This is a genomic window from Streptomyces sp. NPDC088762 (genome assembly GCF_044750905.1).
In the GTDB taxonomy this organism is placed as follows: Bacteria; Actinomycetota; Actinomycetes; order Streptomycetales; family Streptomycetaceae; genus Streptomyces.
Window position 1 is genome coordinate 1,002,611 of sequence record NZ_JBIVKT010000001.1, and the last position, 25,922, is coordinate 1,028,532.

24 protein-coding genes are annotated in these 25,922 nt (G+C 71.9%); 13 read left to right on the forward strand and 11 right to left on the reverse strand.

Annotation, left to right across the window (positions count from 1 at the left end; all coding sequences use genetic code 11):
- The first annotated feature begins 93 nt into the window (after positions 1 to 93).
- The 7 genes from ACIP5M_RS04625 (at position 94) to ACIP5M_RS04655 (ending at position 4,777) form a co-directional block, all read left to right on the forward strand.
- The gene (locus ACIP5M_RS04625; RefSeq protein WP_401191752.1) at positions 94 to 1,227 is read left to right on the forward strand and encodes a threonine aldolase family protein; all 1,134 of its coding nucleotides are present in this window, start codon (positions 94 to 96) and stop codon (positions 1,225 to 1,227) included.
- Between the two features lie 804 nt (positions 1,228 to 2,031).
- Positions 2,032 to 2,217 (forward strand): DUF397 domain-containing protein, encoded by a 186-nt coding sequence (locus ACIP5M_RS04630; RefSeq protein ID WP_393826452.1) that lies wholly within the window; start codon positions 2,032 to 2,034, stop codon positions 2,215 to 2,217.
- A gap of 104 nt (positions 2,218 to 2,321) precedes the next feature.
- The gene (locus ACIP5M_RS04635; RefSeq protein ID WP_401191754.1) at positions 2,322 to 2,993 is read left to right on the forward strand and encodes a hypothetical protein; all 672 of its coding nucleotides are present in this window, start codon (positions 2,322 to 2,324) and stop codon (positions 2,991 to 2,993) included.
- 13 nt (positions 2,994 to 3,006) lie between these two features.
- Positions 3,007 to 3,174 (forward strand): hypothetical protein, encoded by a 168-nt coding sequence (locus ACIP5M_RS04640; protein ID WP_401191756.1) that lies wholly within the window; start codon positions 3,007 to 3,009, stop codon positions 3,172 to 3,174.
- A 107-nt stretch (positions 3,175 to 3,281) separates the two neighbouring features.
- Positions 3,282 to 3,734: a BlaI/MecI/CopY family transcriptional regulator gene (locus ACIP5M_RS04645; protein WP_401191757.1), complete on the forward strand. Its 453-nt coding sequence runs from the start codon at positions 3,282 to 3,284 to the stop codon at positions 3,732 to 3,734.
- 11 nt (positions 3,735 to 3,745) lie between these two features.
- Positions 3,746 to 4,276 (forward strand): amino-acid N-acetyltransferase, encoded by a 531-nt coding sequence (locus ACIP5M_RS04650; RefSeq protein WP_401191759.1) that lies wholly within the window; start codon positions 3,746 to 3,748, stop codon positions 4,274 to 4,276.
- A gap of 165 nt (positions 4,277 to 4,441) precedes the next feature.
- Positions 4,442 to 4,777, forward strand: coding sequence for an Lsr2 family protein (locus ACIP5M_RS04655; protein WP_215018699.1), 336 nt, complete (start codon positions 4,442 to 4,444; stop codon positions 4,775 to 4,777).
- Here ACIP5M_RS04655 and ACIP5M_RS04660 read toward each other — a convergent pair.
- Entirely contained in the window at positions 4,756 to 5,352 is a 597-nt protein-coding gene (locus ACIP5M_RS04660; RefSeq protein ID WP_401191761.1) for an SCO3374 family protein, read from the reverse strand. The genes ACIP5M_RS04655 and ACIP5M_RS04660 overlap by 22 nt on opposite strands.
- Before the next feature lie 463 nt (positions 5,353 to 5,815).
- On the opposite strand from ACIP5M_RS04660, the gene ACIP5M_RS04665 reads away from it, so the two are divergent.
- Together ACIP5M_RS04665 and ACIP5M_RS04670 are read left to right on the forward strand one after the other, a co-directional pair.
- On the forward strand, positions 5,816 to 8,341 hold the full coding sequence (locus ACIP5M_RS04665) for an ATP-dependent Clp protease ATP-binding subunit (protein WP_401191763.1): 2,526 nt from the start codon (positions 5,816 to 5,818) through the stop codon (positions 8,339 to 8,341).
- A gap of 412 nt (positions 8,342 to 8,753) precedes the next feature.
- A complete protein-coding gene (locus tag ACIP5M_RS04670; protein WP_401191765.1) occupies positions 8,754 to 9,395 on the forward strand; it encodes a M23 family metallopeptidase in 642 nt (213 codons plus the stop codon).
- Between the two features lie 52 nt (positions 9,396 to 9,447).
- Here the strand turns inward: ACIP5M_RS04670 and ACIP5M_RS04675 are convergent, their stop codons facing one another.
- The 6 genes from ACIP5M_RS04675 to ACIP5M_RS04700 form a co-directional block, all read right to left on the reverse strand.
- Positions 9,448 to 10,668 (reverse strand): LamG-like jellyroll fold domain-containing protein, encoded by a 1,221-nt coding sequence (locus ACIP5M_RS04675; RefSeq protein WP_401191768.1) that lies wholly within the window; start codon positions 10,666 to 10,668, stop codon positions 9,448 to 9,450.
- A gap of 103 nt (positions 10,669 to 10,771) precedes the next feature.
- Positions 10,772 to 12,088, reverse strand: a complete 1,317-nt coding sequence (cseC, locus tag ACIP5M_RS04680; RefSeq protein WP_401191770.1) for a two-component system sensor histidine kinase CseC — start codon at positions 12,086 to 12,088, stop codon at positions 10,772 to 10,774.
- Entirely contained in the window at positions 12,085 to 12,798 is a 714-nt protein-coding gene (gene cseB, locus ACIP5M_RS04685; RefSeq protein ID WP_401191772.1) for a two-component system response regulator CseB, read from the reverse strand. The genes cseC and cseB overlap by 4 nt, the downstream gene beginning before the upstream one ends.
- 44 nt (positions 12,799 to 12,842) lie before the next feature.
- Complete coding sequence (locus ACIP5M_RS04690; protein ID WP_401191889.1) at positions 12,843 to 13,505, reverse strand: hypothetical protein; 663 nt, start codon at positions 13,503 to 13,505, stop codon at positions 12,843 to 12,845.
- 38 nt (positions 13,506 to 13,543) lie between these two features.
- Entirely contained in the window at positions 13,544 to 14,104 is a 561-nt protein-coding gene (locus ACIP5M_RS04695; protein WP_385331266.1) for a SigE family RNA polymerase sigma factor, read from the reverse strand.
- A gap of 219 nt (positions 14,105 to 14,323) precedes the next feature.
- Positions 14,324 to 15,262, reverse strand: a complete 939-nt coding sequence (locus tag ACIP5M_RS04700; protein ID WP_401191775.1) for an A/G-specific adenine glycosylase — start codon at positions 15,260 to 15,262, stop codon at positions 14,324 to 14,326.
- Between the two features lie 180 nt (positions 15,263 to 15,442).
- Here ACIP5M_RS04700 and ACIP5M_RS04705 point away from each other — a divergent pair, with 180 nt between their 5' ends.
- Positions 15,443 to 16,273: a hypothetical protein gene (locus ACIP5M_RS04705; RefSeq protein ID WP_401191777.1), complete on the forward strand. Its 831-nt coding sequence runs from the start codon at positions 15,443 to 15,445 to the stop codon at positions 16,271 to 16,273.
- Positions 16,274 to 16,389: 116 nt separating this feature from the next.
- Here ACIP5M_RS04705 and ACIP5M_RS04710 read toward each other — a convergent pair whose 3' ends face one another.
- Positions 16,390 to 17,025 (reverse strand): hypothetical protein, encoded by a 636-nt coding sequence (locus ACIP5M_RS04710; protein ID WP_401191780.1) that lies wholly within the window; start codon positions 17,023 to 17,025, stop codon positions 16,390 to 16,392.
- Between the two features lie 903 nt (positions 17,026 to 17,928).
- On the opposite strand from ACIP5M_RS04710, the gene ACIP5M_RS04715 reads away from it, so the two are divergent.
- Complete coding sequence (locus ACIP5M_RS04715; protein ID WP_401191783.1) at positions 17,929 to 18,999, forward strand: S1C family serine protease; 1,071 nt, start codon at positions 17,929 to 17,931, stop codon at positions 18,997 to 18,999.
- A 33-nt stretch (positions 19,000 to 19,032) separates the two neighbouring features.
- Here the strand turns inward: ACIP5M_RS04715 and disA are convergent, their stop codons facing one another.
- Both disA and radA read right to left on the reverse strand, forming a co-directional pair.
- Positions 19,033 to 20,157 carry a DNA integrity scanning diadenylate cyclase DisA gene (disA, locus tag ACIP5M_RS04720; RefSeq protein ID WP_361769502.1) on the reverse strand — a complete coding sequence of 375 codons (1,125 nt, stop codon included), beginning with the start codon at positions 20,155 to 20,157 and terminating at the stop codon, positions 19,033 to 19,035.
- Between the two features lie 138 nt (positions 20,158 to 20,295).
- A complete protein-coding gene (radA, locus tag ACIP5M_RS04725) occupies positions 20,296 to 21,708 on the reverse strand; it encodes a DNA repair protein RadA (protein WP_401191785.1) in 1,413 nt (470 codons plus the stop codon).
- Positions 21,709 to 21,879: 171 nt separating this feature from the next.
- Here radA and ACIP5M_RS04730 point away from each other — a divergent pair, with 171 nt between their 5' ends.
- Complete coding sequence (locus tag ACIP5M_RS04730) at positions 21,880 to 23,619, forward strand: hypothetical protein (protein ID WP_401191787.1); 1,740 nt, start codon at positions 21,880 to 21,882, stop codon at positions 23,617 to 23,619.
- On the opposite strand, the gene ACIP5M_RS04735 is transcribed toward ACIP5M_RS04730, so the two are convergent.
- Positions 23,616 to 24,572: a hypothetical protein gene (locus ACIP5M_RS04735; RefSeq protein ID WP_401191789.1), complete on the reverse strand. Its 957-nt coding sequence runs from the start codon at positions 24,570 to 24,572 to the stop codon at positions 23,616 to 23,618. The genes ACIP5M_RS04730 and ACIP5M_RS04735 overlap by 4 nt on opposite strands.
- A 63-nt stretch (positions 24,573 to 24,635) precedes the next feature.
- Between ACIP5M_RS04735 and ACIP5M_RS04740 the strand changes: the two genes are divergently transcribed.
- Positions 24,636 to 25,577: a Ppx/GppA family phosphatase gene (locus tag ACIP5M_RS04740; RefSeq protein ID WP_401191792.1), complete on the forward strand. Its 942-nt coding sequence runs from the start codon at positions 24,636 to 24,638 to the stop codon at positions 25,575 to 25,577.
- Positions 25,578 to 25,922 lie beyond the last annotated feature (345 nt).

The window sequence follows — 25,922 nt, forward strand, 5'->3', positions numbered from 1 at the left end:
GGAGGGCCTTCCGTTCCAGTCCGCGGGGGGTACCGGACGATACGCCGCCATGCTAGCTCCTGGGGGTTCTGGCGGGTCGGCGATGATGCGGGCATGACGGACGAGGCGGCGGACGACGCGCAGGACATGAAGCGGCTGGTGGCGGCCTGGCGGGGGGCGCAACGCACCCTGTCCCGGGGCCTGCGCGAGCCGACGGTGGCGGAGCTGCTGGCGCCGCTCGCCGAAGCCCCGTACGACCTGGACCAGCCGGCCGACGTGTACGGCGACGGGGTGGTCGCCGAGCTGGAACGGCGCGTCGCGGACCTGCTGGGGACGCAGGACGCGGCCTTCTTCCCGAGCGGGACGATGGCCCAGCAGGTCGCGCTGCGCTGCTGGGCGGGCCGCACCGGGAACCCGGTGGTCGCCCTGCACCCGGAGAGCCACCCTGAGCGGTGGGAGGGCGGCGCGCTGTCGGCGCTCTCCGGCCTGCGGACGGTCCACCCGACGACGGAACCCCGCCAGCCGCTCCCGGAGGAGATCACTGCCCTCCCGGAACCCTTCGGCACCCTGATGCTGGAGCTCCCGCTGCGCGACGCGGGCTTCCTGCTGCCGTCGTGGGAGGAACTGGAGGCCCTGGTGGAGGCCGCCCGCGAACGGGATGCGGTGGTCCACTTCGACGGGGCCCGGCTGTGGGAGTCCACGGTCCACCTGGGCCGCCCGCTGAGGGAGATCGCGGCGCTGGCGGACTCGGTGTACGTGTCCTTCTACAAGTCGCTGGGCGGCCTGAGCGGCGCCTGCCTGGCGGGCCCGGCGGACTTCGTGGAGGAGACGCGCGCCTGGCGCCACCGGTACGGCGGTGAGGTCTTCCGCCAGTTCCCCCAGGCCCTGGCGGCCCTGACCGGCCTGGACCGGGAACTCCCCCGGCTCCCGTCCTACGTGGCGCAGGCCCGCCTGGTGGCCGACGCCCTGCGGTCGGCGCTCACGGACTCGGCGATCCCCTGGTTCCGCGTCCACCCGGAGCCCCCGCACACCCACCAGTTCCAGCTCTGGCTCCCGTACGACCCGGCCCGTCTCCGCGAGGCCGCCCTCCGCCAGGCGGAGGAAACCTCCACGGCCCTCTTCCACCGCTGGTCCCCCGGCGGCCCGCCGGGCCTGTCGGTCACGGAGGTGACGGTCACGGAGCCCGGCCTGTCGTGGACGCCGGCGGAGGTACGCGAAGCGGTGCGCGCCTTCGCGACCCGCCTGTAACCGGGGCCCCGCCCCGCGCCTCAATCGCCGGCGAGGCTGGATTGGCCACCCGCCTGGGTGGTCGGGTGCGGCTACAGGCCCGGGGCTCCGCCCCGTACCCCAGCGCCTCAATCGCCGGGGCTGGACTGCGCCCCTGGGTGGTCGGGTGCGGCCACAGGCCCGGGGCTCCGCCCCGTACCCCGCGCCTCAAACGCCGGCGGGGCTGGACTGCGCCCCTGGGTGGTGGGGTGCGGCTACAGGCCTGGGGCTCCGCCCCAGACCCCGCGCCTCAAGCGCCGGCGGGGCTGGACTGCGCCCCCTGGGTGGTGGGGTGCGGCTACAGGCCTGGGGCTCCGCCCCGTACCCCGCGCCTCAAACGCCGGCGAGGCTGGACTGCGCCCCTGGGTGGTGGGGTGCGGCTACAGGCCCGGGGCTCCGCCCCAGACCCCGCGCCTCAAGCGCCGGCGGGGCTGGTTTGTGGCACCCGCTTGGGTGGTTGGGTGCGGCTACAGGCCCGGGGCTCCGCCCCGTACCCCGCGCCTCAAGCGCCGGCGAGGCTGGATGCGCCCCCTGGGTGGTCGGTGGCTGTGCCTGTGCAGACAGGCGGGCGCGATCCAGCCCGTCCGGCGTTTGAGGACCGGGTCCGGGCAGAGCCCGGTTTCGGGAAGGGGCGGGGTGGGGGAATGGCCCCGCGCAGCGGCAGCCCGCAACCGGGCCGGGGCCGTGCGAATCGCCGAAATTCTCGGAAAGGCTGTGGCCGGCCGCCTCCATGGAGTTACCGTCCCCCGACGGGAAATACCGGCAACCGTGCCCGGAGGAGAGACCATGACCGCTCAGCCCACGTGGCAGAAGTCCTCGTTCTGCGGTGAGGGAGACGCCTGCGTCTACGTCTCCGCCGCCCCCGGCGCCCTCGTCCGCGTCGCGGACCACGCGGACCCCGCGCACCTCGTCCTCGCCACCACCCAGGCCGCCTGGACCGCCTTCCTCCGCGCGGTCAAGGAAACCGGCTGACCCGCCTCGCCCCACCCCACCCGCCACCGAAACGCCGAAACGCCGAAACGCCGAAAGCGATCACCCTCAGGGGATTTTGTCCGATTAGCGCGTATCTTCGGCCCATGCCCACGCCCTACGGATCCCGCGGCGGCATGGCGTTCAGCGCAGCTGAGCTGCTCGTGCTCAGGCGTTCGCTCGCCCACGCCCTTCAGCCCTCCCCGGCCCCCCTCGCGGCCGCGGAGGTCCAGGACTGCCTGCGCCTCGCGCAGTCGGTGGACGACGTGGTCCAGGAGGCGGGCCGGCTCAGAGCCTTCCTCCTGGAGGATCTGGGCCGCTACCGGGCCGCCCTGCCCGGCAGCCTCTCCGGATACCTCGAACTGCTCCAGGACGCCCTGGCCGCCGGCTACGAGCCCGTACCCGACGACCTCGCCGCCCTGCGCGCCCTGCGCGCCAACCCGCTCGCGGCCGCCCTCCTGGACCGGGCCCAGACCGTCGCGGAGCGTTCCCTGCGCCGCCGCCTGACGACCACCCCGGCCCCCCGGACCCGCCTGCTCGCCCTGGCGGGCGGCGTCCGGGCCGACGTGGGCGCAGGTACCGGCACCGGCACGGGCAGCGGCGGCGGCCAGGAGCGCCGCCCCACCCCCGGCGCCCCCACCCCCGGCGCCCCGAAACCGCAGCCCAAGGACCCCGCGGCCCCCGAGCAGCCCCCGCGCCCCGTCCCGACCCCGGGCGAGGTGTTCCCGCCACGCCGCAAGCCCACCCCGCCCCCCGCCGCGGGGCTGGCCGTCGGCTAGCTACGCTGGGGGCATGGACTACGTCTCCGCGCTCGTGCCCCCCGTCGTGATGGCCGCGTTCTTCATCGCTCTCGTCGTGACGATCGTGAAGAGCCAGGGCGGCGCCAACAAGGCCAAGGAGGACGCGGCGGTCGACGCCGTGATCGCCCGGGCCGAAGCCGCCCGCCAGCACCAGAAGTAGGCACCCGGATACGAAGGGCGCACGGCACCGGCCGTGCGCCCGATTTTGTTGCGCGTTGTCGGTCGAATAGTCGGGCAATTACCCACAAGCCGCACTATCGTGCTGTTGTGCCTCGCCCCTTGGGAGAACTCGAAGACGCCGTCATGACGCGGGTGTGGCAGTGGAACCGCCCGGTCACCGTTCGAGAAGTGCTCGAAGACCTCCAGCAGGAACGGTCCATCGCGTACACCACGGTCATGACCGTTATGGACAATCTTCATCAGAAGGGCTGGGTCCGCCGCGAGGCGGAAGGCCGCGCCTATCGATATACGGCGGTCTCCACCCGCGCCGCCTACTCGGCCGCACTGATGAACGAAGCCTGGTCGACGAGCGACAACCCCGCGGCGGCCCTCGTCGCCTTCTTCGGCATGATGTCCGCGGAACAGCGCGAAGCCCTCCGGGACGCCGTAAGGGTCGTCCAGCACGGCGACGAGTCGCCCGCGGAGACCCCGGCCGCCGAAGCGGAGACCCCGGCTGCCGAAGGGGAGTCCGCCGAGCGCCCACAGGAGCCGGGGCGATAGCGTCCGGTCGCATGGGAGAGTTTTCCGCTGCACATGCAGAAACAGTGACGATCCGCCGCGCCCGCACCGGTGATGTTCCCGCGCTGCGCCGCCTGCTCGACCAGTACGTGCAGCAGCGGATCCTGCTCGACAAAGCCCCGGTCGTCCTTTACGAGGACATCCAGGAGTTCTGGGTCGCGGAACGGGACTCCGACCACCAGGTGGTCGGCTGCGGCGCTCTCCACGTGATGTGGGAAGACCTCGCCGAAGTGCGCACTCTCGCCGTGGACCGCGACTTGAAGGGCGTCGGCGTCGGCCATCGCGTGCTGGAGCAGTTGTTGCGGACCGCCCGGGAGCTCGGGGTGAGCCGGGTTTTCTGCCTGACCTTCGAAGTGGACTTCTTCGCGAAGCACGGCTTCGTCGAGATCGGCGAGACCCCGGTGGAGACCGATGTCTACATGGAGCTCCTGCGTTCCTATGACGAGGGCGTAGCAGAGTTCCTCGGTCTCGAACGAGTGAAGCCGAACACCTTGGGCAACAGTCGGATGCTTCTGCACCTCTGATCGATCACCGCGGCTTTTCCCGTACGCCGCACGCCTGTGGCCTATGTCCGAATCGCGCACGTTTCCCGCCCCGTTGCGGTCTCGAACCTCTCCCGGGGGGTTTGTGTTTTCCAGGCAAAAGCGGTTTCCTTTCCGCGTACTGCTTTTCGATGAAAGGAAATCCCGGTGGCACAGAAGGTTCAGGTCCTTCTTGTCGACGACCTCGACGGTGGCGAGGCGGACGAGACGGTGACGTTCGCTCTGGATGGCAAGACCTACGAGATCGACCTCACCACCGCCAACGCTGAAAAGCTCCGCGGTCTGCTCGACCCGTACACCAAGGGCGGCCGCCGTACCGGTGGACGCGCGACCGCAGCCCGCGCCAAGGGCCGCGCCGCCTCCGCCGGCAACCCGGACACCGCCGAGATCCGCGCATGGGCGAAGGAGAACGGCTACAACGTGAACGACCGCGGCCGTGTCCCGGCCGAGATCCGCGAGGCCTACGAGAAGGCCAAGGGCTGACCGGTCCGAGCCGTACCGCGCCGCAGGCGCGCGCGGTGGCATTCCGTCGCCGCCGCGGCCACGAGGCGTACGAGATCGGGCCCGCGGCCGGGCCCGTCGCCCCGGCCGGGACCCGGCAGGGCGGGAAGCAGGGCCTCACACCCCTGCTCGGGGGGCCGCAGCCACACGGCGGCTCCCCGAGGGCTCGGGGGCGTCCCCGGGGGAGCCGGGGCGGTGATCCGGCCACCCACACCCAGGGCGGCGAGATCCAGGGCGACCCCGCCCCACTCCAGCCAGTCGAGCAGCCCCTCCAGCTCGTCGGCGCTCCCCGCGGCCACCAGGAACCGCATGCGGCGGCCCATGAGCGCCACCGGGCCCGTGGCGACCGGCCTGCGCAGCAGGGCCGCGCCCGCGTCGGACGGCAGCTCCAGCACGTCGAACCGCAGGCCCGTGACGAGCTGCGCCGGCGGACCGCCGGTGAGGGTCCAGCCGAGCACCTGCTCGTACCAGGAGACGTACGCGTCCTCCTCCCCGGCCGGTGGGCGGGGCAGCGGGACGGTGACGGCGGGCGCGGGGGACACGGCGGTTGCGACCATGCCCGGAGCAACTCCCGAAACGTCCCGGGGTTACGGCCGCCGTGACGCACCGCACCCGAACCCCTGCGGAACGTAAACGTCCGCGGGGCGCACGTCCCGCATTCGGGAGCGAACCGTGTTCGCCCTTAGCGGAGGGGACCGGTGCCACCGGCATGGAGTGTCGGACCTTACGGGTAAGACATTCCTAGTGGATCGGGGCGACACGCTGATTTGAGCGGCGCCCGTTCGCCATCGGCGTACACGCATGACGGGTATCTGCCTGGCCTGCGGGAACATCGTCTCCCACTATCGGGTTGGAGCAGTTGTCGGCTGTTCAGGCCGGTTTTCCTCACCGACGTGGGGGTGAGCCGTGGACGGATGTCGGCAGTTGGAATGAGCTGTCCCGCCCCGCGGGACTAGCATGCGGAAGGACAGGGCGGGGACCGACCCCGAACTGCCCGACCGCTCTGAGGAGCGATAAACGATGTTCGAGAGGTTCACCGACCGCGCGCGGCGGGTTGTCGTCCTGGCTCAGGAAGAAGCCCGGATGCTCAACCACAACTACATCGGCACCGAGCACATCCTCCTGGGCTTGATCCACGAGGGTGAGGGTGTCGCCGCTAAGGCCCTGGAGAGCCTCGGGATTTCGCTCGAGGCTGTTCGCCAGCAGGTTGAGGAGATCATCGGTCAGGGGCAGCAGGCCCCGTCCGGCCACATCCCCTTCACTCCGCGGGCGAAGAAGGTCCTGGAGCTTTCGCTCCGAGAGGCCCTCCAGCTCGGCCACAACTACATCGGCACCGAGCACATCCTGCTCGGCCTGATCCGCGAGGGCGAGGGCGTCGCCGCCCAGGTCCTCGTGAAGCTGGGCGCCGATCTCAACCGAGTCCGGCAGCAGGTCATCCAGCTGCTCTCCGGCTACACCGGCGGGGGCAAGGAGTCGGCCACGGCCGGCGGCCCGGCCGAGGGCACGCCCTCGACCTCGCTCGTCCTGGACCAGTTCGGCCGCAACCTCACCCAGGCTGCCCGCGAATCCAAGCTCGACCCGGTCATCGGGCGCGAGAAGGAGATCGAGCGGGTCATGCAGGTGCTGTCCCGCCGTACGAAGAACAACCCGGTCCTCATCGGCGAGCCCGGCGTCGGCAAGACCGCCGTCGTCGAGGGCCTGGCCCAGGCGATCGTCAAGGGCGAGGTCCCCGAGACCCTCAAGGACAAGCACCTCTACACGCTTGACCTGGGTGCCCTGGTCGCCGGTTCCCGCTACCGCGGTGACTTCGAGGAGCGCCTGAAGAAGGTGCTCAAGGAGATCCGCACCCGCGGCGACATCATCCTGTTCATCGACGAGCTCCACACCCTCGTGGGTGCGGGCGCCGCCGAGGGCGCGATCGACGCCGCCAGCATCCTCAAGCCCATGCTGGCCCGTGGCGAGCTCCAGACCATCGGTGCCACGACGCTGGACGAGTATCGCAAGCACCTCGAGAAGGACGCGGCCCTCGAGCGCCGCTTCCAGCCGATCCAGGTGGCGGAGCCTTCCCTCCCCCACACGATCGAGATCCTCAAGGGGCTGCGCGACCGCTACGAGGCCCACCACCGCGTCTCCATCACGGACGAGGCCCTCGTCCAGGCGGCGACGCTGGCCGACCGGTACATCTCGGACCGCTTCCTCCCGGACAAGGCGATCGACCTGATCGACGAGGCCGGCTCCCGGATGCGCATCCGCCGGATGACCGCGCCGCCGGACCTCCGCGAGTTCGACGAGAAGATCGCGGCCGTGCGCCGCGACAAGGAGTCGGCCATCGACTCCCAGGACTTCGAGAAGGCAGCCTCGCTCCGCGACAAGGAGAAGCAGCTGCTCTCGGCGAAGACCAAGCGCGAGAAGGAATGGAAGGCCGGCGACATGGACGTCGTCGCCGAGGTCGACGGCGAGCTCATCGCCGAAGTCCTCGCGACCGCGACCGGCATTCCCGTCTTCAAGCTCACCGAGGAGGAGTCCTCGCGACTGCTCCGCATGGAAGACGAACTCCACCGTCGCGTCATCGGCCAGAAGGACGCCATCAAGGCGCTCTCCCAGGCCATCCGCCGTACCCGTGCGGGTCTGAAGGACCCGAAGCGCCCCGGTGGCTCGTTCATCTTCGCCGGCCCGTCCGGTGTCGGTAAGACCGAGCTGTCCAAGACGCTCGCCGAATTCCTCTTCGGTGACGAGGACGCGCTGATCTCCCTCGACATGTCGGAGTTCAGCGAGAAGCACACGGTTTCCCGCCTCTTCGGTTCGCCCCCCGGCTACGTGGGCTACGAAGAGGGCGGCCAGCTCACCGAGAAGGTGCGCCGCAAGCCGTTCTCCGTCGTCCTCTTCGACGAGGTCGAGAAGGCCCACCCGGATATCTTCAATTCCCTTCTCCAGATCCTGGAGGACGGTCGTCTGACCGACTCCCAGGGCCGGGTCGTGGACTTCAAGAACACGGTCATCATCATGACGACCAACCTGGGTACCCGGGACATCTCGAAGGGCTTCAACCTGGGCTTCGCGGCGCAGGGTGACACCAAGACCGGATACGACCGGATGAAGGCGAAGGTCAACGAAGAGCTCAAGCAGCACTTCCGGCCCGAGTTCCTCAACCGTGTCGACGACACGGTCGTCTTCCACCAGCTCACCGAGGAAGACATCATCCAGATCGTCGACCTGATGATCGCGAAGGTCGACGAGCGCCTGAAGGACCGCGACATGGGCATCGAGCTGAGCGGCGACGCCAAGCTCCTGCTCGCCAAGCGCGGCTACGACCCGATCCTGGGTGCCCGGCCGCTGCGCCGGACCATCCAGCGCGAGATCGAGGACGTGCTGTCGGAGAAGATCCTCTTCGGCGAGCTGCGTCCCGGTCACATCGTGGTCGTCGGCAAGGAGGGTGAGGGCGAGGAAGCCAAGTTCACCTTCCGCGGCGAGGAGAAGTCGGCCCTGCCGGACCTCCCCCCGATCGAGGCCACGGGCTCCGGCCCGGACCTGTCGAAGGGCGCGTGACCGCCGCCGGGCGGTAGCGGTACGAAGGGGCGGCCCCGGAACCGGAAGGTTCCGGGGCCGCCCCTTTTCTGTTGCCCGTCCGAAGGTCCGAGGTCCCCCACCTGGCGGACGGAGGCCTCTCGGCGGTGACAAGCCGCACAGGACAAATCGGACCTACTAGTAGGTTTCGTAGGTGCATGCACCCGGTTTGTCACCCGACGGTCCGGTAGTGACCTGGTGGTCCCCCGGTCAACCGGTTGCGTCACACTCGCCCGGACTACGAGTTCGGCTAGTAATGCGCAGGTTTGGGGAAGTACGGGGACCCGGGTTACCAAGGATGAGCCCACCCGGCACACGCCTCACCGTGCCGGGTCACTTCATGCCCGTGGCAGGCATGACACCGCTCTTGTTCCCGGCCCGGAGGTCTGCATTCATGTTCGCGAAGCGCGTCAGCACCCGTCGTACCCGTACCGCCGTCGGCGCCACCGCTCTCGGTGCGGTGCTGGCCCTGGGGGCCGGGACGACCGCCGCGTTCGCCGACACCACGCAGACCGCCCTGTCCGGCACCGCCCAGCTGGTGGCCGCGCAGGCGACCGCCCAGGCCGCCAAGGCCGCGGACTCGGCGAAGAACGCGAAGGCCGGGGCCACCAAGGGCGGCCTGTGGAGCAAGCCGGTCGAGAAGTACACGCTGTCCGCGACCTTCGGCAAGGGCGGCAGCATGTGGTCGCACAAGCACTCCGGCCAGGACTTCGCCGTCCCCACCGGCACCCCGGTCAAGGCCGCGGCCGCCGGCACCGTCGTCAAGGCGGGCCCGAACGGCGGCGGCGACGGCCCCGCGTACGGCAACGCCATCGTGATCAAGCACGCGAACAACACGTACTCGCAGTACGCGCACCTCTCGAAGATCCAGGTCAGGATCGGCCAGAAGGTCTCCGCCGGCCAGCGGATCGCCCTGTCCGGCAACACCGGCAACTCCAGCGGCCCGCACCTGCACTTCGAGATCCGCACCACGCCGAACTACGGCTCGGCCGTCAACCCGGTCGCCTTCCTGCGCAACGCCGGCGTCACGGTCTGACGCCGGCGCCCCTCGGCGGCGTTCCCGGCGTCGCCCTCAGTGGCCCCGCCCGTCAGACCAACAGCCACGAGCCCGTCGGCTTGATGGAGGCGCTCAGCTTGCCCGAGCGCAGCGCGGCCACCTGGTCGGCGGTAAGGGCCACTCCGTAGGTCCGCAGGCTGTCCAGCGAGCCGTTCCACGAGCCCGCCCAGTTGCCGTGCTGGCGCACCCGGCCCAGCTGGAGCGGGCCGGGGGCCTTGAAGACCTGGCCGACCTGGGACTCCCCGGCCTTCTTGCCGTTCACGTACAGGGTGACGATCTTCTTCTCGGCGTCGTAGGTCCCGGCCAGCGCCGTCATCGAGCGCTCCACCTTGATGTTCTGCGCCACGACGGTCGTCACCGTGGCGTCGGCGCCCTGGTCGCCGGTCTGCACCTTGAAGACCCACGCCATCTTGCCGTTCACCTCCTCGGCGCCCAGAGCGAAGGAGAACGAGTCGCCGTCGCCCTGGCTGACGGCCACCCTCTGTCCCTTCTGCGCCACGCTGTAGACGCGGGCCGAGACGGTGAAGCTCTTGGAGACGTCGACGACCGGATCGGTGGACTGGGCGTACGAGTTCGGGGTCTCCTTCATCCGGATCTCGTTGCGCTTGTCCACCGGGAAGACACCGGCGTCCGGTCCCATCTTCAGGTGGGCCTTGCCCGTGCGGTCCCGGATCTGGGTCGGGTCGCCCGGCACCGTGGCGGAGTCGTCGGCCGGGGCCTTGCTCTTGGAGCCGCTGCCACTGGGCCCCGGGCTCGTGGAGGAGGACGTCGAGGTCGACGGCTTGTCCTGGGCCTCGGGCCCGGGGCCGTCCTTGTCCTTCCCCATCAGCAGGAACGATCCGCCGGCGGCGAGCAGCGCGAGGACGACCACGGACCCGCCGATCACCAGCATCTTCTTGCGGCGGCGCTCCTTCGCCGACCGGTCGGCCATGGCCTCCCAGTCCGGCTGGTCGGCCGGGGGCGGGAACGGCCCGCCCTGCGGGGGGAACGGGCCGCCGGGTATGCCCGGGCCCGGGCCGAACGGGGTCGGTGCCTGACCGAACTGCGGGTAGCCGTAACCGCCTTGGTCGGGCGCGGGCGCGGGCGCGCCCGGCGCGGGCTGGGGCGGGAAGCCGTAACCGCCCTGCGCGGGCGGGCCGGGCGGGAAGCCGTAGCCGCCGGACGCCGGCGGGCCCGGCGGGAACCCGTAGCCGCCGCTCCCGGGGGCGGGCTCGGGCTGCGGGTTGCTCGGGGGATTCGTGCCGTCGGTCATGCCACGGATGCTAAGTCACGCACCTGCGGGACGTACGGCCCGGTACCGATCCGGTATCCCCCCGAGATCAGGAGCGGCCCGCGGCCGCGCGTCCCCGCCGGCCTCAGCCCTGCGGCACCTGGATGACCGGGAAGCTCCCCGTGGCCGTCGGGGCGTGTTCCGGCAGCCACAGCACCGCCACCGCGCCCGCCGCCGCGCCCTCGCGGTCCACACCGCCCGGGGCGGCCACGTTGCGGAAGGTCAGGCGGGCGCCCAGCACCCGGGCCTGGCCCTCCGCGATGGTCAGCCCCAGCCCGTGCCCGACGCCCGCGCGGTCCGTCGACCCCGTCCGGAACCGGCTCGGGCCCTCGCGCAGCAGCGCCTCCGGGAAGCCCGGCCCGTGGTCCCGGACCCGTACGACCCGGCCCTCGACGTCGACCTGGACCGGCGCCCGACCGTACCGGGCGGCGTTGGCCAGCAGGTTCCCCAGGATCCGCTCCAGCCGTCGCGGGTCGGTGCTGACGATCTCGTCCGCGACGACCCGTACCGACGCCTCCGGCATCAGCGAGGTCACCCGGCGGCTCACGAACTCGCCGAGCGCCACGTCCTGGAGTTCCGCCCGCTCGGACGCGCTGTCAAGCCGGGCCACCTCCAGCACGTCCTCGACCAGTACGCGCAGCGCCTGCGCCCGGTCCCGCACCAGCTCGGTCGGCCGGCCCGGAGGCAGCAGTTCCGCCGCCGTGAGCAGGCCCGTCACCGGCGTGCGCAGCTCGTGCGCGATGTCCGCGGTCACCCGCCGCTCGGCCTCCAGCCGTTGCTGGAGGGCGTCGGCCATGGCGTCCACGGCCCGCGCGAGGTCGTCCGTCTCGTCGCGTACGACGCCCCCGACCGCGTCCCGTACCCGTACGTCGGGATCCCCGTGCGCCACCCGCTGCGCGGCGGCCGCGGCCTTGCGCAGCCGGCGCGAGATCTGCTCGCCGATCAGCACGCCGAGCGCCGAGCCGGCGATCACGACGGCGAGGGAGCCGACGACCAGGGCCCGGTCCAGGTCGCGCACCATGTTGGCGCTCTCCCGGAACTGGGTGTGCAGCGACAGCACCTGCCCGTTGCCGAGCGGTACGGCGGCCCACACCTCGGGCAGCCCGCGCGGGTTCTCCTGGATGTACGTCCCGCGCCGCCCGGACCGCGCCTTCTCGCGCAGCTCGCCCGGCAGGTCGGGGTCGTTGAGCTTGGCCCCCATCGGCGGTTTGCGCCCCGCCTCGGCGTTGCGCGAGATGAACTGCACCCGGTCCAGCTGCGTCTCGCGGGCGCTCTCCAGCATCGACGTGCGGGCAGCACTGTGCACCACCAGGCTGAGCGCGACCGTGATGAGGGTGCCCACGGCCGCGATGGCCAGCGCGATCTTCCAGCGGATCCCCGTACGCAGGGTGAACCGTCTCATGCCTTGAGTTTGTATCCGAAGCCCCGGACCGTTTCGATGCGGTCCTGTCCGATCTTGGTGCGCAGCCGCTGGACGTGGACGTCGACGACACGGGTGTCGCCGCCCCAGTCGTAGTCCCAGACCCGCTCCAGCAGGCGGTCGCGCGACAGTACGGTGCCGGGCGCGGAGGAGAACTCCAGCAGCAGCCGCATCTCGGTCGGGGTCAGGGCCACGGGTGCGCCCGCCTTGAGCACCTCCATGCCCTCGGTGTCGACCTCCAGGTCGCCGAAGGAGAGCACCCCCCGCTCGCCGTCCCGGTCGTCGTCGGAGGTGCCGGAGCCGCCGTTCTGCGGGCCGCCGGCGTGCCCGAAGCGGCGCAGCACCGCGCGGATGCGGGCCACGAGCACGGAGCCGTCGAAGGGCTTGGTGACGTAGTCGTCGGCGCCCGCCTCCAGGCCCAGCACCACGTCGATGGAGTCGGCGCGCGCCGACAGCATGATCACGGGGACGGTGGACTCGTCGCGGATGCGGCGGCACAGGCTCACGCCGTCCATGCCGGGGACCATCACGTCGAGCAGGGCGATGTCGGGCCGGTCGGCGCGGAAGGACTCCAGTCCGGACAGGCCGTCGGGCATGGCGGTGACCACGAACCCGTCGCGTTCCAGCGCCAGGGTCGTGGCCTCACGGATGACGTCGTCGTCCTCCACGAACAGGACATGGGTTTCGGCCATGCGGAAGCCTCGCCTCGGTTCCTCGGTACTCGGTTGTTCGGTGCTCAGTTCTTCTGACTCGTGGCCGGGGCGGGCTGGCTCCCGCCGTCGACCACGTTGCTGTACTCCGAGTGGACCCGGTCCTGCTCGGTGAACTTCTCCCCGTCCCAGCGGTACGTGATCACGTCCTCGCCCGACGGATAGGACAGCGCGTCGCTCTTCCCGTAGACCTGCTTGGTCACCACGAGGTCACCCCGGTCGATCTCCGCGTAGACGGGCGGCTGCTCGTCGGAGAACACGTTCTCGTACTTCGCGCCGTCCGCCCGGTACACGTACGAACCGCGGCCCAGCGCGTCCGCGCAGGACAGGACGTTGACCACGATGTCCACGACGGGGCTGCCGGTGACCCTCCCGTAGCTGACGTCCACGGGGTACTCCTTGCCCGTACAGGGCTTGAGGTCCCGCTTGATCTCGGCGCTGACCTTGGGGTCCGCCTTGAGCAGCGCGACGGGGTCGACCTTCTTCAGCGGCCGGCCGGAGGCGGCCGCCGAGGGCGGCGACCCCTCGGAGGAGGAGGCGTCGCGGGAGGCGGCCGCGGGAGCGGTGGGGGTGGTCTTGGCCACCGCCTCGGTACGGGCGGGGCCGCCGTCGCGCAGACCGGTGCCGCCGGTGGCGCAACCGACCGCGAACACAGCGGTGCCGACGAGGACGACCGTCCCCGCCGACATCAGGACCAGCGAACGTCTGCCGGTCAGTCCTTGGCCGTTCAGGCCGCGCACCGCTCACGCCCCTCGTACCGGATGGTGTGGTCACCGCGCTCCAGCGCCCGCATGTCCAGGTCCCGGCTCTCCAGTTCCTGGCGGAGACGGGCCAGCGCGCGGTGCAGAGTGCTCTTCACCGTACCCGCCGACATTCCGAGCGCGGCGGCGGTCTCCTCGGTGCTCATCTGCTCCCAGTGTCGCAGCACGACCACACTGCGCTGCTTGGGCGCGAGCACCTTGAGGATGTCCATCAGCAGGGCGCGGTCGGCGCGCTGGTCGGAGCCGTCCTCGACGGAGGCGTCGGGGAGCTGCTCGGTGGGGACCTCTTCGAGCTTGCGGGCGCGCCACCACTCGGTCCGCGTGTTGATCATGACGCGACGCAGGTAGGCGTCGGCCAGGGACTTGTCGGCGATGCCGTCCCAGCGGCCGTAGGTGCGCACGAGGGCCGTCTGGAGCAGGTCCTGCGCGTCGGTGGGGTCCGGGACCAGGCGCCGGGCACTGCGCAGCAGCGCGTCCTGCCGAGTGCGTACGTACTCCTCGAATCCGAGTACCTCGCCGTGCGCCATCTCAGACCGCCTCCGTTCCGACCAACCGCTGATCCGCTGTCCTACGGATCCGAAGGTACGGAGGGGTTGTCACGAGCCTGTGCGGGCCAGCCTGCGGTGGGCGCACGGACACCCATAGGTTGTGTAACAGTGCCGGTGAGCTGGGGTTTCCCTGCCCGGAAACGGAATCTTCGAGTCAGCTCCGGGCCGGGACCGCGTCCCTGCCGGCCCGCCCGCCGATCAGGTCAGCGGCAGCCGGTAGAACCCGCCGTCCAGGGGTTCCACCAGTCCGTCGGAGACCAGCCCGTCCAGGGCCCGGGCGCGCTGCACAGGCTCCTCCCAGACCGTGTCGAGCACGGCCTGCGGAACCGCGCCCGCCGCCTCCCGGAGCACGGCGAGGAGCCTGCCGCGCACCTGGCGGTCGGTCCCGGCGTACGTCTGCCCGCGCCGCGGCGGCCCCTCGTGGGGCGGCTTCCCGGCGAGCCGCCACGCGCACAGGCCGGCCACCGGGCAGCGGTGGCAGTCCGGGCTCTTGGCGGTGCACACCAGCGCGCCGAGCTCCATCGAGGCCGCCGCCCAGCGGGCCGCGGTGCCCTCGTCCTCGGGCAGCAGCGTCCGGGCCAGGCGCCGCTCGGCGGCGGTGGTGGCGTTCGGCGGGTACTCGACGCCGGTCGAGGTGCGCGCGAAGACCCGCCGGACGTTGGTGTCGAGCACGGCGTGCCGCTGGCCGTACGCGAACGAGGCCACGGCGGCCGCGGTGTACTCCCCGATCCCGGGCAGGGCGAGGAGCTGCGCGTGGTCCCGCGGTACGTCGCCCCCGTGCCGCTCCGTTATCGCGACGGCCGCGCCGTGCAGCCGCAGGGCGCGGCGGGGGTAGCCGAGCCGCCCCCAGGCCCGCACGGCCTCGCCGGGGGCCTCGGCGGCCAGGTCGGCGGGGCGCGGCCACCGGGCGAGCCACTGCTCGTACACGGGCAGGACCCGGCTGACCGGCGTCTGCTGGAGCATGAACTCGCTGACCATGACCCCCCAGGGGCCGGCCTCGGGGCGGCGCCAGGGCAGGTCGCGGGCGTGCTCGTCGAACCACGCGATGACGGGGGAGTGCAGCGCGTGTGAGACGCCGGGGGCGGGGGCGTCCGGGGTTGCGTCTGCGTCTGGGGAGGAAACGGTGGATGCAGTCATGGCAGAGGGCATCCTGGCACGTTTCGCCCCTGGCGCGCCGTGGTCGCCGGCGGTACGGACCGTTTCCCGCCGATTCCCGGTGCCTCACGTTCCGCCCGCGGGATGATCATCGGCAAATCGAGCCTGCTGTGCGGCATGGGGGGCACCGATCGGGCGGCGAACTCTCGTAAAGTTCCGTTCGTGGGATCTCTGCGCAATCCGGTCGGGCCGCTCCCCTCCTCCATCTACTGGCGACGGAGGGCTGTGCTGGCGTCCGTCGTCGCGCTCCTCGCGCTCCTCGCCGTATGGACCGTCAGTTCCGGTGGGGGGAAGTCCACTACGAACAGCAAGGGCCAGACCGGCCCCGATCCGGCCGTCTCGATCACCCCCGGCCCGCCGGGCACGGGGCCGGCGATCAGTCAGGCCCCGGGCGGACGCCCGGAGTCGGGCGGCGGCGCGGGGGGCGCAGGTGGCGGTGGCGCGGGCAAGAACGGTGAGCCGGGCTCCGGTTCGGCCTCCGGTTCGGCCTCCGGTTCCGGCTCCGGTTCGGGTGGCCTGGGCGGGGACGCCGCCACCGGCGCCGGCGGCGGCGGCCCGGCACCGGCCCCGGTCCCCGCGGACTCCCCGCTGCCCACGTGCGCACCGACCGCGCTGCAGTGGGAGATCAAGAGCGTGAAGAACGAGTACGAGGCGAACGAGAAGCCCCGCCTCGAGCTGATCGCCCGCAACATCTCCGGCACCACCTGCAAGGTCGACCTCGGCCCCAAGCAGGCGGTCGTGACCATCCAGGCGACCGGAACCAAGGCGGTGTGGTCCTCGGCGGACTGCCCGACGGGCGCGGGCAACGCGTTCTTCCGCCTTCCCGCGCAGAGCGAGACGAAGCAGTCGGTGGAATGGGACCGCAGGTTCAGCGCCCCCGACCAGTGCCAGACGCCTCCGGCGGGGGGTGCGGCTCCGGACACGTACGTGGTGGAGGTCAAGGCCCCCGGCATGCCCGTGGCCCGCACCTCGTTCGTCCTCAAGCAGGACTGAGCCCGCGACCTGCCGACCGACCGCCACGCATCGACGGAACCCGCCGCAGACACTGCGGCGGGTTCCGTCGATGAGGCGGTCGGCGCGGGTGCGCGTCCAGCTGACAGGGGTCCCGACTAGTCCTGGTTGACGTTGGCCTGGTTGGTGTCACCGTCGCCCTGGTTGACGTTGGCCTGGTTGGTGTCACCGTCGCCCTGGTTGACGTTGGCCTGGTTGGTGTCACCGTCGCCCTGGTTCACGTTGGCCTGGTTGGTGTCACCGTCACCCTGGTTGACGTTGGCCTGGTTGGTGTCGCCATCGCCCTGGTTGACGTTGGCCTGGTTGGTGTCGCCATCGCCCTGGTTGACGTTGGCCTGGTTGGTCTTGCCACCGCCCTGGTTGACGTTGGCCTGGTTGGTCTTGCCGCCACCCTGGTTGACGTTGGCCTGGTTGGTCTTGCCGCCACCCTGGTTGACGTTGGCCTGGTTGGTCTTGCCATGGCCCTGGTTGACGTTGGCCTGGTTGGTCTTGCCATGGCCCTGGTTGACGTTGGCCTGGTTGGTCTTGCCATGGCCCTGGTTCACGTTCGCCTGGTTGGTCTTACCCCCGCCCTGGTTCAGGTTGACCTGGTTGCTGTCCCGTACCACGCTCGGCGCAGCCTTCACCGTCTGGGGAGCGGCCTGAGCACCCGCCACACCTGCCGTTCCGGCGAGAACCGCGGCAACGAAGGAAGCGCCGATGATGCGGGGGATCTGGATGCGAATGTGAGCCATGATGATTTTTCCTCGAGTTCATTGTTTGTGCGTCGAAATTCGATAACCGGTCTTTTTCTTTGCCCGGTGTGCCATCCCGTTTTCGATGGCCTGGCGACTTCGCCTAAAACAACTTTCGCCCGGCGTGAGGGGCGTGCAAAGCGACGCACATTCGGGGCTTGACACGTCCGGGACGGGAAGTAAACTCCCCGCGGCCTTCCGGCGCCCCCGCAGTGGCCCGAGAGGGAGAAGAACGCCGAAACGGCCCGCCGGAGAACCGGCGGACCGTTGTGAAATCGGGGGCTGTCAGCGGGCCCGGGGCCCGGACTACAGCCTGGTGGGGGCCGGCGCCCCCGGAGGCTGGGGCTGTGGCATGGGCACCGGCTCCTCCTGGGACATCCGCTCCGGCATGGACACCGGCGTCGACGCAGGCCCCACGGGCGGCCCCCGTTCCGGCATGGGTACCGGCTTCGTCTGCGGGCTCAGCGCCGGCCCGCGCTCCGGCGGGGCCGTGGATGCGGCGGTGGGCAGGAGCGCGGCCCCTCCCACCAGCGCGGTCGCGACGGCAAGCACGGCGATACGCTGCTTTCGATGAACGAGATCCACGGGGATTCTCCTTTTGGAATGGGAGGAAGGAAATGCCGACAGGCCGAAGGGGCCCGCGTGATAAGTAAGCCCCGGGCCGTGAGTCGGGTCAGGCCCCTGCCTCTCGGGGCTTGACAGCCGGCGACGGCCCCGGCGGTGGCCCCGGCGGCGGGCGGCGCGGTCACCCGTCACGACGGGCCTCCGGCTTCGCCACGGGGCCCTGTTCCCCCCTCCAGGACAGCTCCGCTCCGCGGGATTACGCTGAAATCACAGCGATCTTTCCCGGGCGGCAGCGGTACCAGGGGGAGGGGTGGTGCCGCCCCGGTCGAAGGGGACGTCATGAGTGCACGAGTCACAGGTGTCGCTGTCGGCGTTCTGGCGGCGGTCATCACCGCCTGGAGCCCTGCGGTGGCGCGGGCGGACGATCCCTCGCCCAAGCAGGTCTACGAGAAGGCCGCGCCGGCCACGGTGCACGTGATCGGGAAATACGGCTCCGGCACCGGCTTCGTCTACGACGCCGACAAGGGGCGCATCGTCACCAACGCGCACGTCATCCAGGGAGAGGCCGCCCTGAAGGTGGTCATCGGGGACCAGCCGCCGACCCCCGTGCGGGTGCTCGGCAGTGACCCCTGCGAGGACCTCGCGGTACTCGAGTTCACATCTCCCCAAGAGGACCTGAAGGAGTTGGAGTTCGGGAAGAGCGCCGACGTCGGGACGGCCGACACCGTCATCGCGCTCGGCTATCCAACATCGCTCGGCAACACCGACGCCACACAGGACCTCGCCTTCACCTCCGGCGCCGTACAAACGCCCGAGGTGGGCTCCACGCCCCTGACCTCACTCCCGAACTACCCCTCCCTGATCCAGCATTCCGCCACGGTCAACCCGGGCAGTTCGGGCGGCCCGCTGCTCAATGCCAAGGGGGAAGTCGTCGGCATCAACACCCTGGGCTACTCGGAGGAGGGGGTGTCGGGGCAGTTCTACGCGATCAGCAGCGATCACGCGGAGCCCCACCTCGCCGGGCTGGCCGCGGGCGACACCAAGAACGACCCCGGGTGGTGGCTCTTCGACCTGTCGGACCCGAGCCTCGCCGCCACCTTCGAGGGGATCGGGGCCCCGGACGACAAGGCCTTCACGGCCTTCCAGAAGCAGGGCATCGACGGGGTGATGGCCCTGTCCGTCACTCCGCAGTCGCCGGCCGCCAAGGGCAACCTCGAAGCGGGCGACGTCCTGACCTCCGTCAAGGGTGAGCCCGTCACCTCGGTGGCCGAGGTGTGCGATGTCCTGCAGTCTTCGCCGGCCCACGAGAAGCTGCCCGTGGAGGGCGTCTACTCGGGCGTCCTCGACAGCACCGGGGGCAAGGCGGGAGAGGCCTGGACCGCTGAGCTGCTGCTGGGAGGCACGTCCTAGCGCCGGCCCGGAACGTGTACCGAGCGTGACTGTCTAGACGTACCGCTCGAGGATCGAGGATTCGGCCAGGCGGGACAGACCCTCGCGGACGCTGCGCGCGCGGGCTTCGCCCACGCCGTCCACCGTCTGCAGGTCGTCCACACTGGCGGCGAGCAGTTTCTGCAGGCCGCCGAAGTGCTCCACCAGCCGCTCGATGATGGCCCCCGGCAGCCGCGGGACCTTCGCCAGCAGCCGGTAGCCCCGCGGGGACACCGCCGAGTCGAGGGTCTCCGGGGAGCCCGTGTAGCCCAGCGCCTTCGCGACGATCGCCAGTTCCAGCAGCTCCGGATGCGTCAGCGCGTCCAGTTCGGCCAGCGCCTCGTCCACCGTGCGGGAACGCTTCGCCGTCGGCTCCGGAACGTAGTCCCGGATGACCAGCTCCCGCTCCTGCTCGATCCCGACCGTCAGCTCGTCCAGCTGCAGCGACAGCAGTCGCCCGTCCGTGCCCAGTTCGACCACGTACTCGGCGATCTCCGTCGCGATCCGGCGGACCATTTCCAGCCGCTGCGCGACCGCCGTCACATCGCGGACCGTGACCAGGTCCTCGATCTCCAGCGCCGACAGCGTCCCAGCGACCTCGTCCAGCCGCAGCTTGTACCGCTCCAGCGTGGCCAGCGCCTGGTTCGCCCGCGACAGGATCGCCCCGGACTCCTCCAGCACCCGCCGCTCCCCGTCCACGTACAGCGCGATCAGCCGCATCGACTGGGAGACCGAGACGACCGGGAAACCGCACTGCTTGGAGACGCGGTCGGCCGTGCGGTGCCGCGTGCCCGTCTCCTCCGTCGGGATCGACGCGTCCGGCACCAGCTGCACACCGGCCCGCAGGATCTTGGTGATGTCCTTGTCGAGGATGAGCGCGCCGTCGAGCTTGCACAGCTCGCGCAGCCGGGTCGCGGTGAACTCCACGTCCAGCACGAACCCGCCGGTGCACATCGCTTCGACGCTCTTGTCCATGCCGAGGACGATGAGCCCGCCGGTGTTGCCGCGGACGATCCGTTCCAGGCCGTCACGCAGCGGCTGACCAGGCGCGACCGCGCTCAGCGAGGCGCGCATCATGGCCTCCTGCTTGGAGCTCGCGCCCGACTTGCCGGATGCTGCTGCCCCGTCCTTGGCTGCCACTGCACTCCTCGGGTCGCGGGTTGCGCCGCCTGCATACGGCCGGGCGGACCATCCAGAAGTCTACCGGCGTGCGCTGCGGCCCCGCCGTGGCTTGGCCAGGTAGGCCCGGCGGGGACCCCGTACGGACCCTCTGACCTGCTATTCGCCCGCCCGCTCCCGGGCCGGCGTACGGGACCGCCCGCGCGGCAGCACCCGGAGCGCGTCCCCCATGTCGGCCACCTCGATGACCTTCATCCCGGCCGGCACCTTGCCCGGATCCGCCGGCACCAGCGCGTGCGTGAAACCGAGCCGGTGCGCCTCCGCGAGCCGCCGCTGTACGCCGGTCACCCGGCGCACCTCCCCGGCCAGGCCGACCTCCCCGATGGCGACCAGGTTCTTCGGGAGCGGGACGTCACTGGCGGCCGAGGCCAGGGCGAGCGCGATCGCCAGGTCGGCGGCCGGCTCCGTCAGCTTCACCCCGCCCACGGTGGCGCTGTAGATGTCGCGCTTGCCGAGCGCCGTGATCCGGCCGCGCTGCTCCAGCACCGCCAGCATCATCGAGACGCGGGAGGTCTCCAGGCCCGAGGTGGTGCGCCGGGGCGAGGGGATCTGCGAGTCCACGGTCAGCGCCTGCACCTCCGCGACCAGCGGCCGCTTGCCCTCCAGGGTCACGGTCAGGCAGGTCCCCGGGACGGCCTCGGCGCGCCGGGTCAGGAACAGGCCGCTGGGGTCGGCGAGGCCGGTGATCCCCTCGTCGTGCAGTTCGAAGCAGCCGACCTCGTCGGTGGCGCCGTAGCGGTTCTTCACGCCCCGTACGAGCCGCAGGCGGGCGTGCCGGTCGCCCTCGAAGCTCAGGACGACATCGACCAGGTGCTCCAGGAGGCGCGGGCCGGCGATGGCGCCGTCCTTCGTCACGTGGCCCACGAGGAGGGTGGCCATCCCGCGTTCCTTGGAGGCCCGGATCAGCGCTCCGGCCACCTCGCGGACCTGGGCCATGCCGCCGGGCGCGCCGTCGATCTCGGGTGAGGCGACGGTCTGTACGGAGTCCAGGACGAGGAGGGAGGGCTTCACGGCGTCGAGGTGCCCGAGCACCGCCGAGAGATCCGTCTCGGCGGCGAGGTAGAGGTGGTCGTTGAGGGCGTTGATCCGGTCGGCGCGCAGCCGCACCTGGCTCGCCGACTCCTCGCCCGTGACGTACAGGGTGCGGTGCTCGTCGCTCGCCGCCTTCGCCGCCACGTCCAGCAGCAGCGTCGACTTCCCGACGCCGGGTTCGCCGGCGAGCAGGACGACGGCGCCCGGCACGAGCCCGCCGCCGAGGACGCGGTCCAGCTCGTCCACGCCGGTGCTGCGCGCGGTCGCGGTCCGCCCGTCCACCTGTGCGATCGGCAGCGCGGCGGTCGACACCCGGCCCGCGGCGGTGGTCCGCACGGCGGGCGCGCCCATCTCCTCGACGGTGCCCCACGCCTGGCACTCGGGGCAGCGCCCGAGCCACTTCGCGGTCGTCCAGCCGCAGTCGGTACAACGGTAGGACGGCCGGTCCTTGGCGGATGAACGAGCAGTACGGGCAGCCATGCGCCCCACGGTAGCGGCCCCCACCGACAGCGACGGGGGCGCGGTCCGGGCGGGGGCGCGCGCCGCGGCGTCAGGGGCGCGGTCAGTGCCACGCCGATCTGTTCACCCGTAAGGGCTAATTGCGGGGAAGGCTTCCGGAGCGCAACCGGCGCGCCGCCTACGGTTCGCCAAGTGAACAGCAGCAGCCAGGCACACCCCTCAGCGCGCACCGGCGCACACCGGGCGCACGGGCGCACGCCCCCCGACGGGGAGCCACCGCCCCCCTTCCGGCACGAGCCCTACCTGGACGGCCTCTTCACGTACTGCCTGTCGGTCCTGTGCGACCACGACACCGCCACCGACGTGCTCGGCAACGTCCTCGCCGTGGCCGAGCGGCACCCGGGCCGATGTCCCGACGAAGGGGACCTGCGGGCCTGGCTGTACGCCCTCGCCCGCTGGGGCTGCCTGCACCGGCTGGCGGAGCAGCGGCGCGCACGACAGGGAGCGCATTCCGCCCGGCGTGCGCCGGAGCACACCGGACCCGGCCGTGCGCCGGGGGGCGGAGCCGGCACCGGCCCCGACAGCGGCCGCGCCCCCGAAGCCCACCGCACACTTGACGTGAGCGCGTACCGCCGTACCGAGCTCGCCCGCCTCGCGTGGCCCGAGGCCGCCGGAACCACGCCCGAGCAGCGCGAGGCCCTCGAACTCGCCGTCCGCCATCGCCTCGGCGTGAACGAACTGTCCTCCGTCCTCGGCACCCCGCCGGCCGCCGCCCGCGAGCTGCTGTCCGGCGCCGCCTGCGAGGTGGAGCGCACGCGCGCCGCCCTCGCCGTCGTGGAGACCGGCAGCTGCCCCACCGTCTCCCGGCTCACCGGCGACGGCCAGGTGCTGCTCTCGACCAGCCTGCGCGCCGAGCTCGTACGCCACGTCGACGACTGCCCGCGCTGCCGCCGCGTCGCCGAACGCGTGGGCGCCGCGGCCCCCTGGCCCGGCTCCGGCGGCATCAACCCGGCCGCCCTCCCGCTCGTCCCCGCCCCCCGCACCGCCGTCCACGCCGCGATGCTCCGCTCCGCCCGGCGCCGCGGGCCCGGCCCGCGCTTCGACCGCACCGGCTTTCCCATGGACCCGAGGGACCGCGCGGCCCGCCGCGACCGGCTGCGCGCCCGGGCGGTGACCACCACCGTGGTCGCCACCGTCGTCGCCGCCCCGGTCCTGGCCCTGTGGGCGGCGTACCGCGGCGCGCCCAGCACCGGCGAACCCGTCGGCGCCGACGCCACCCGCGTCTCCGCGAGCGAGTCGGACATCCCGCTGCCGCCACACGTCGGCGGGCGCCCGCTCACCGCCTACGAGAACACCGGCAACGCCGCCGCCACCACCAGCGGCACCGGCTTCGCCCCGGGCATCGCCGACCCCGACGTCTCCGTCGAGGTGATCAGCACCGGCCCGCCCGCGCCCCCCGACCGCGCCGGCCCCGGCGCTCCCGGCCGGCTCACCGTCGCCGCGTCCTCGCACGGCGCCACCACCGTGCTGACCCTCACCGCCTCCGGCGGAAGCCCGGTCGACTGGCGGCTCTGGTCGGACGCGCCCTGGCTGCGCGCGAGCCGGACCGCGGGCACGCTGGCCCCCGGAGAATCGGTCACCCTGCGGATCACCGTCGACCCCGAGACCCAGCCCGTCGGCGCCTGGAGCGCCCGGGTCGGGGTGGACCCGGGCGGCACGGTCGTCTCCATCCAGGGCCGCGGCCGACCGGCGCCGACGCAGGAACCGCCGTCGACCCCGGCGCCGGACCCCACGCCGACCCCGACACCCACGCCGACCCCGACGCCGCCCGCTCCCACGCCGACCCCCGAGGAGTCGGCGACGCCGACCCCGACCTCAGGAGGAACGGTTTCCCCGGAACCGGAGCCGTCGGCCACGGCCACGTCGCCCTAGAGAGCCGTACCCGCGCCCGCGCCCGTCCCCGCGTCCGTGCCCGCATCCCCCGTACCCGGAACCGGGTCGGCCGGGTGCGGGGCCATCGGCAGCAGCGAGGCGAGCCGCGCCTCGCACAGCCCCACCAGCGTCTCGTACGCCTCCTCGCCCATCAGCTCCGTCAGCTCGGCCCGGTATGACACGTACACCGGGTCCCCGGCGCCGTGCGCGGACGTGGCCGAGGTACACCACCAGTGCAGGTCGTGGCCGCCCGGACCCCAGCCGCGCCGGTCGTACTCGCCGATCGACACCTGCAGCACGCGGGTGTCGTCCGGCCGGTCGATCCACTCGTACGTGCGGCGGATCGGCAACTGCCAGCAGACGTCCGGCTTGGTCTCCAGCGGCTCCTGGCCGCTCTTCAGCGCCAGGATGTGCAGGGAACAGCCGGCCCCGGCCGGGAAACCGGGCCGGTTCAGGAAGATGCAGGCGCCGTCCCAGCGGCGGGTCTGCTTCTCCCCGTCGTCGTCGAACTGCGTCCACCCGCTCTCGCTGCCGACGTCGTGGAACTGCCACAGCTCCGGCGTCAGCCGCGCCACGTGCGAGGCGACGCGCTGCTCGTCGTCCTCGTCGGAGAAGTGCGCGCCGAGCGTGCAGCAGCCGTCGTCCGCACGGCCCGCCTGGATGCCCTGGCAGCCGCTGCCGAAGATGCAGGTCCAGCGGGAGGTCAGCCAGGTCAGGTCGCAGCGGAAGACCTGCTCCTCGTCGGCCGGGTCGGGAAACTCCACCCACGCCCGCGGGAAGTCCAGACCCTTCTCGTCGGCGACGGCGGCCTTGGCCGCGGCCTTGGCGGCGATCTTGGCGGCGGCCCTGGCACCGGCCTGGACGTTCACCTTGGGGCTGTTTTTGGCCTTGCCCGCGTCCTTGCCCGCGTCCTTCTGCGACCGGGTCTTGTTGGCCTTCTTCGTATTTGGCACAAACACCAGCCTAAGCGCCCCTTCGTCACCCCCTCCGCGTTCGTCGCAGTAGCGTTTCCCCCTATGAGACTCGGTGTCCTGGATGTGGGTTCGAACACGGTCCATCTGCTGGTGGTGGACGCGCACCCCGGTGCGCGCCCGCAGCCGGCGCACTCGCACAAGGTGGAGATGCGGCTGGCGGAGCTCCTGGACGGGCACGGAGCCGTCACCCCCGAAGGCGTCGAACGTCTGGTTTCGGTCATCGGCGACGCCGTGCAGGCGGCCGAGGACAAGGGCTGCGAGGACGTCCTCCCCTTCGCGACCAGCGCCGTACGCGAAGCCACGAACGCGGACGAGGTCCTGGCCCGGGTCCAGGCCGAGACGGGTGTCGCCCTGTCGGTCCTCAGCGGCGACGACGAGGCGCGGCTGACCTTCCTGGCCGTGCGCCGCTGGTTCGGCTGGTCGGCCGGGAAACTGCTGGTCCTGGACATCGGCGGCGGCTCGCTGGAGATCGCGTACGGCATCGACGAGGACCCGGACGCGGCCGTCTCCCTCCCGCTGGGCGCGGGCCGCCTGACAGCGGGCTGGCTCCCGGGCGACCCGCCGGACGCCCAGGACATCCGGGCCCTGCGGCGGCACGTGCGCGCGGAGATCGCGCGCACGGTGCGCGAGTTCAGCCGCTTCGGAGCCCCGGACCACGTGGTGGCGACGTCGAAGACGTTCAAGCAGCTGGCGCGCATCGCGGGCGCGGCCCGCTCGGCGGAGGGCCTCTACGTGCAGCGGGACCTGACCCGCAAGTCCCTGGAGGAATGGGTCCCGCGCCTGGCCGCGATGACCACGGCCCAGCGCGCCGCCCTCCCGGGCGTCTCGGAAGGCCGGGCGAACCAGCTCCTGGCGGGCGCCCTGGTCGCCGAAGGCGCCATGGACCTCTTCGGCATCGACGACCTCGAAATCTGCCCCTGGGCCCTCCGCGAAGGCATAATCCTCCGCCGCCTGGACCATTTGCCGACGGCGTCGGGGGGATGAGGGGCTCGGGCGGGGCTTCCGCCCCCCTCTCACCGCCCTCCCAGCCGGGGGTTGCCCACCCGCCGCGGGCGGGGGCCGAGCCGAACGGGGTTGCCTGCGGGGCGGGGGTGGGGCGGGCGGTGTGCTGCGGGGGCGAGCCGATATGGGGGCGGGGCGGGGGGACGGAAGCGTGCCGGGCGGGACGGGGAAGCGAAGCGGCACGCGAGGGCCGGAAGCATGCCGGGCGGCACTGTGATCGTCAAGCGGCACACGATGGGCGGCAGCCGACTTACCCGGAAGTGGTGAGGGTTTGGGGGTTTCCCGTCAGTCCCATCGTCTCTCCGGTTCGGGCCGGTCCCTCAAGGG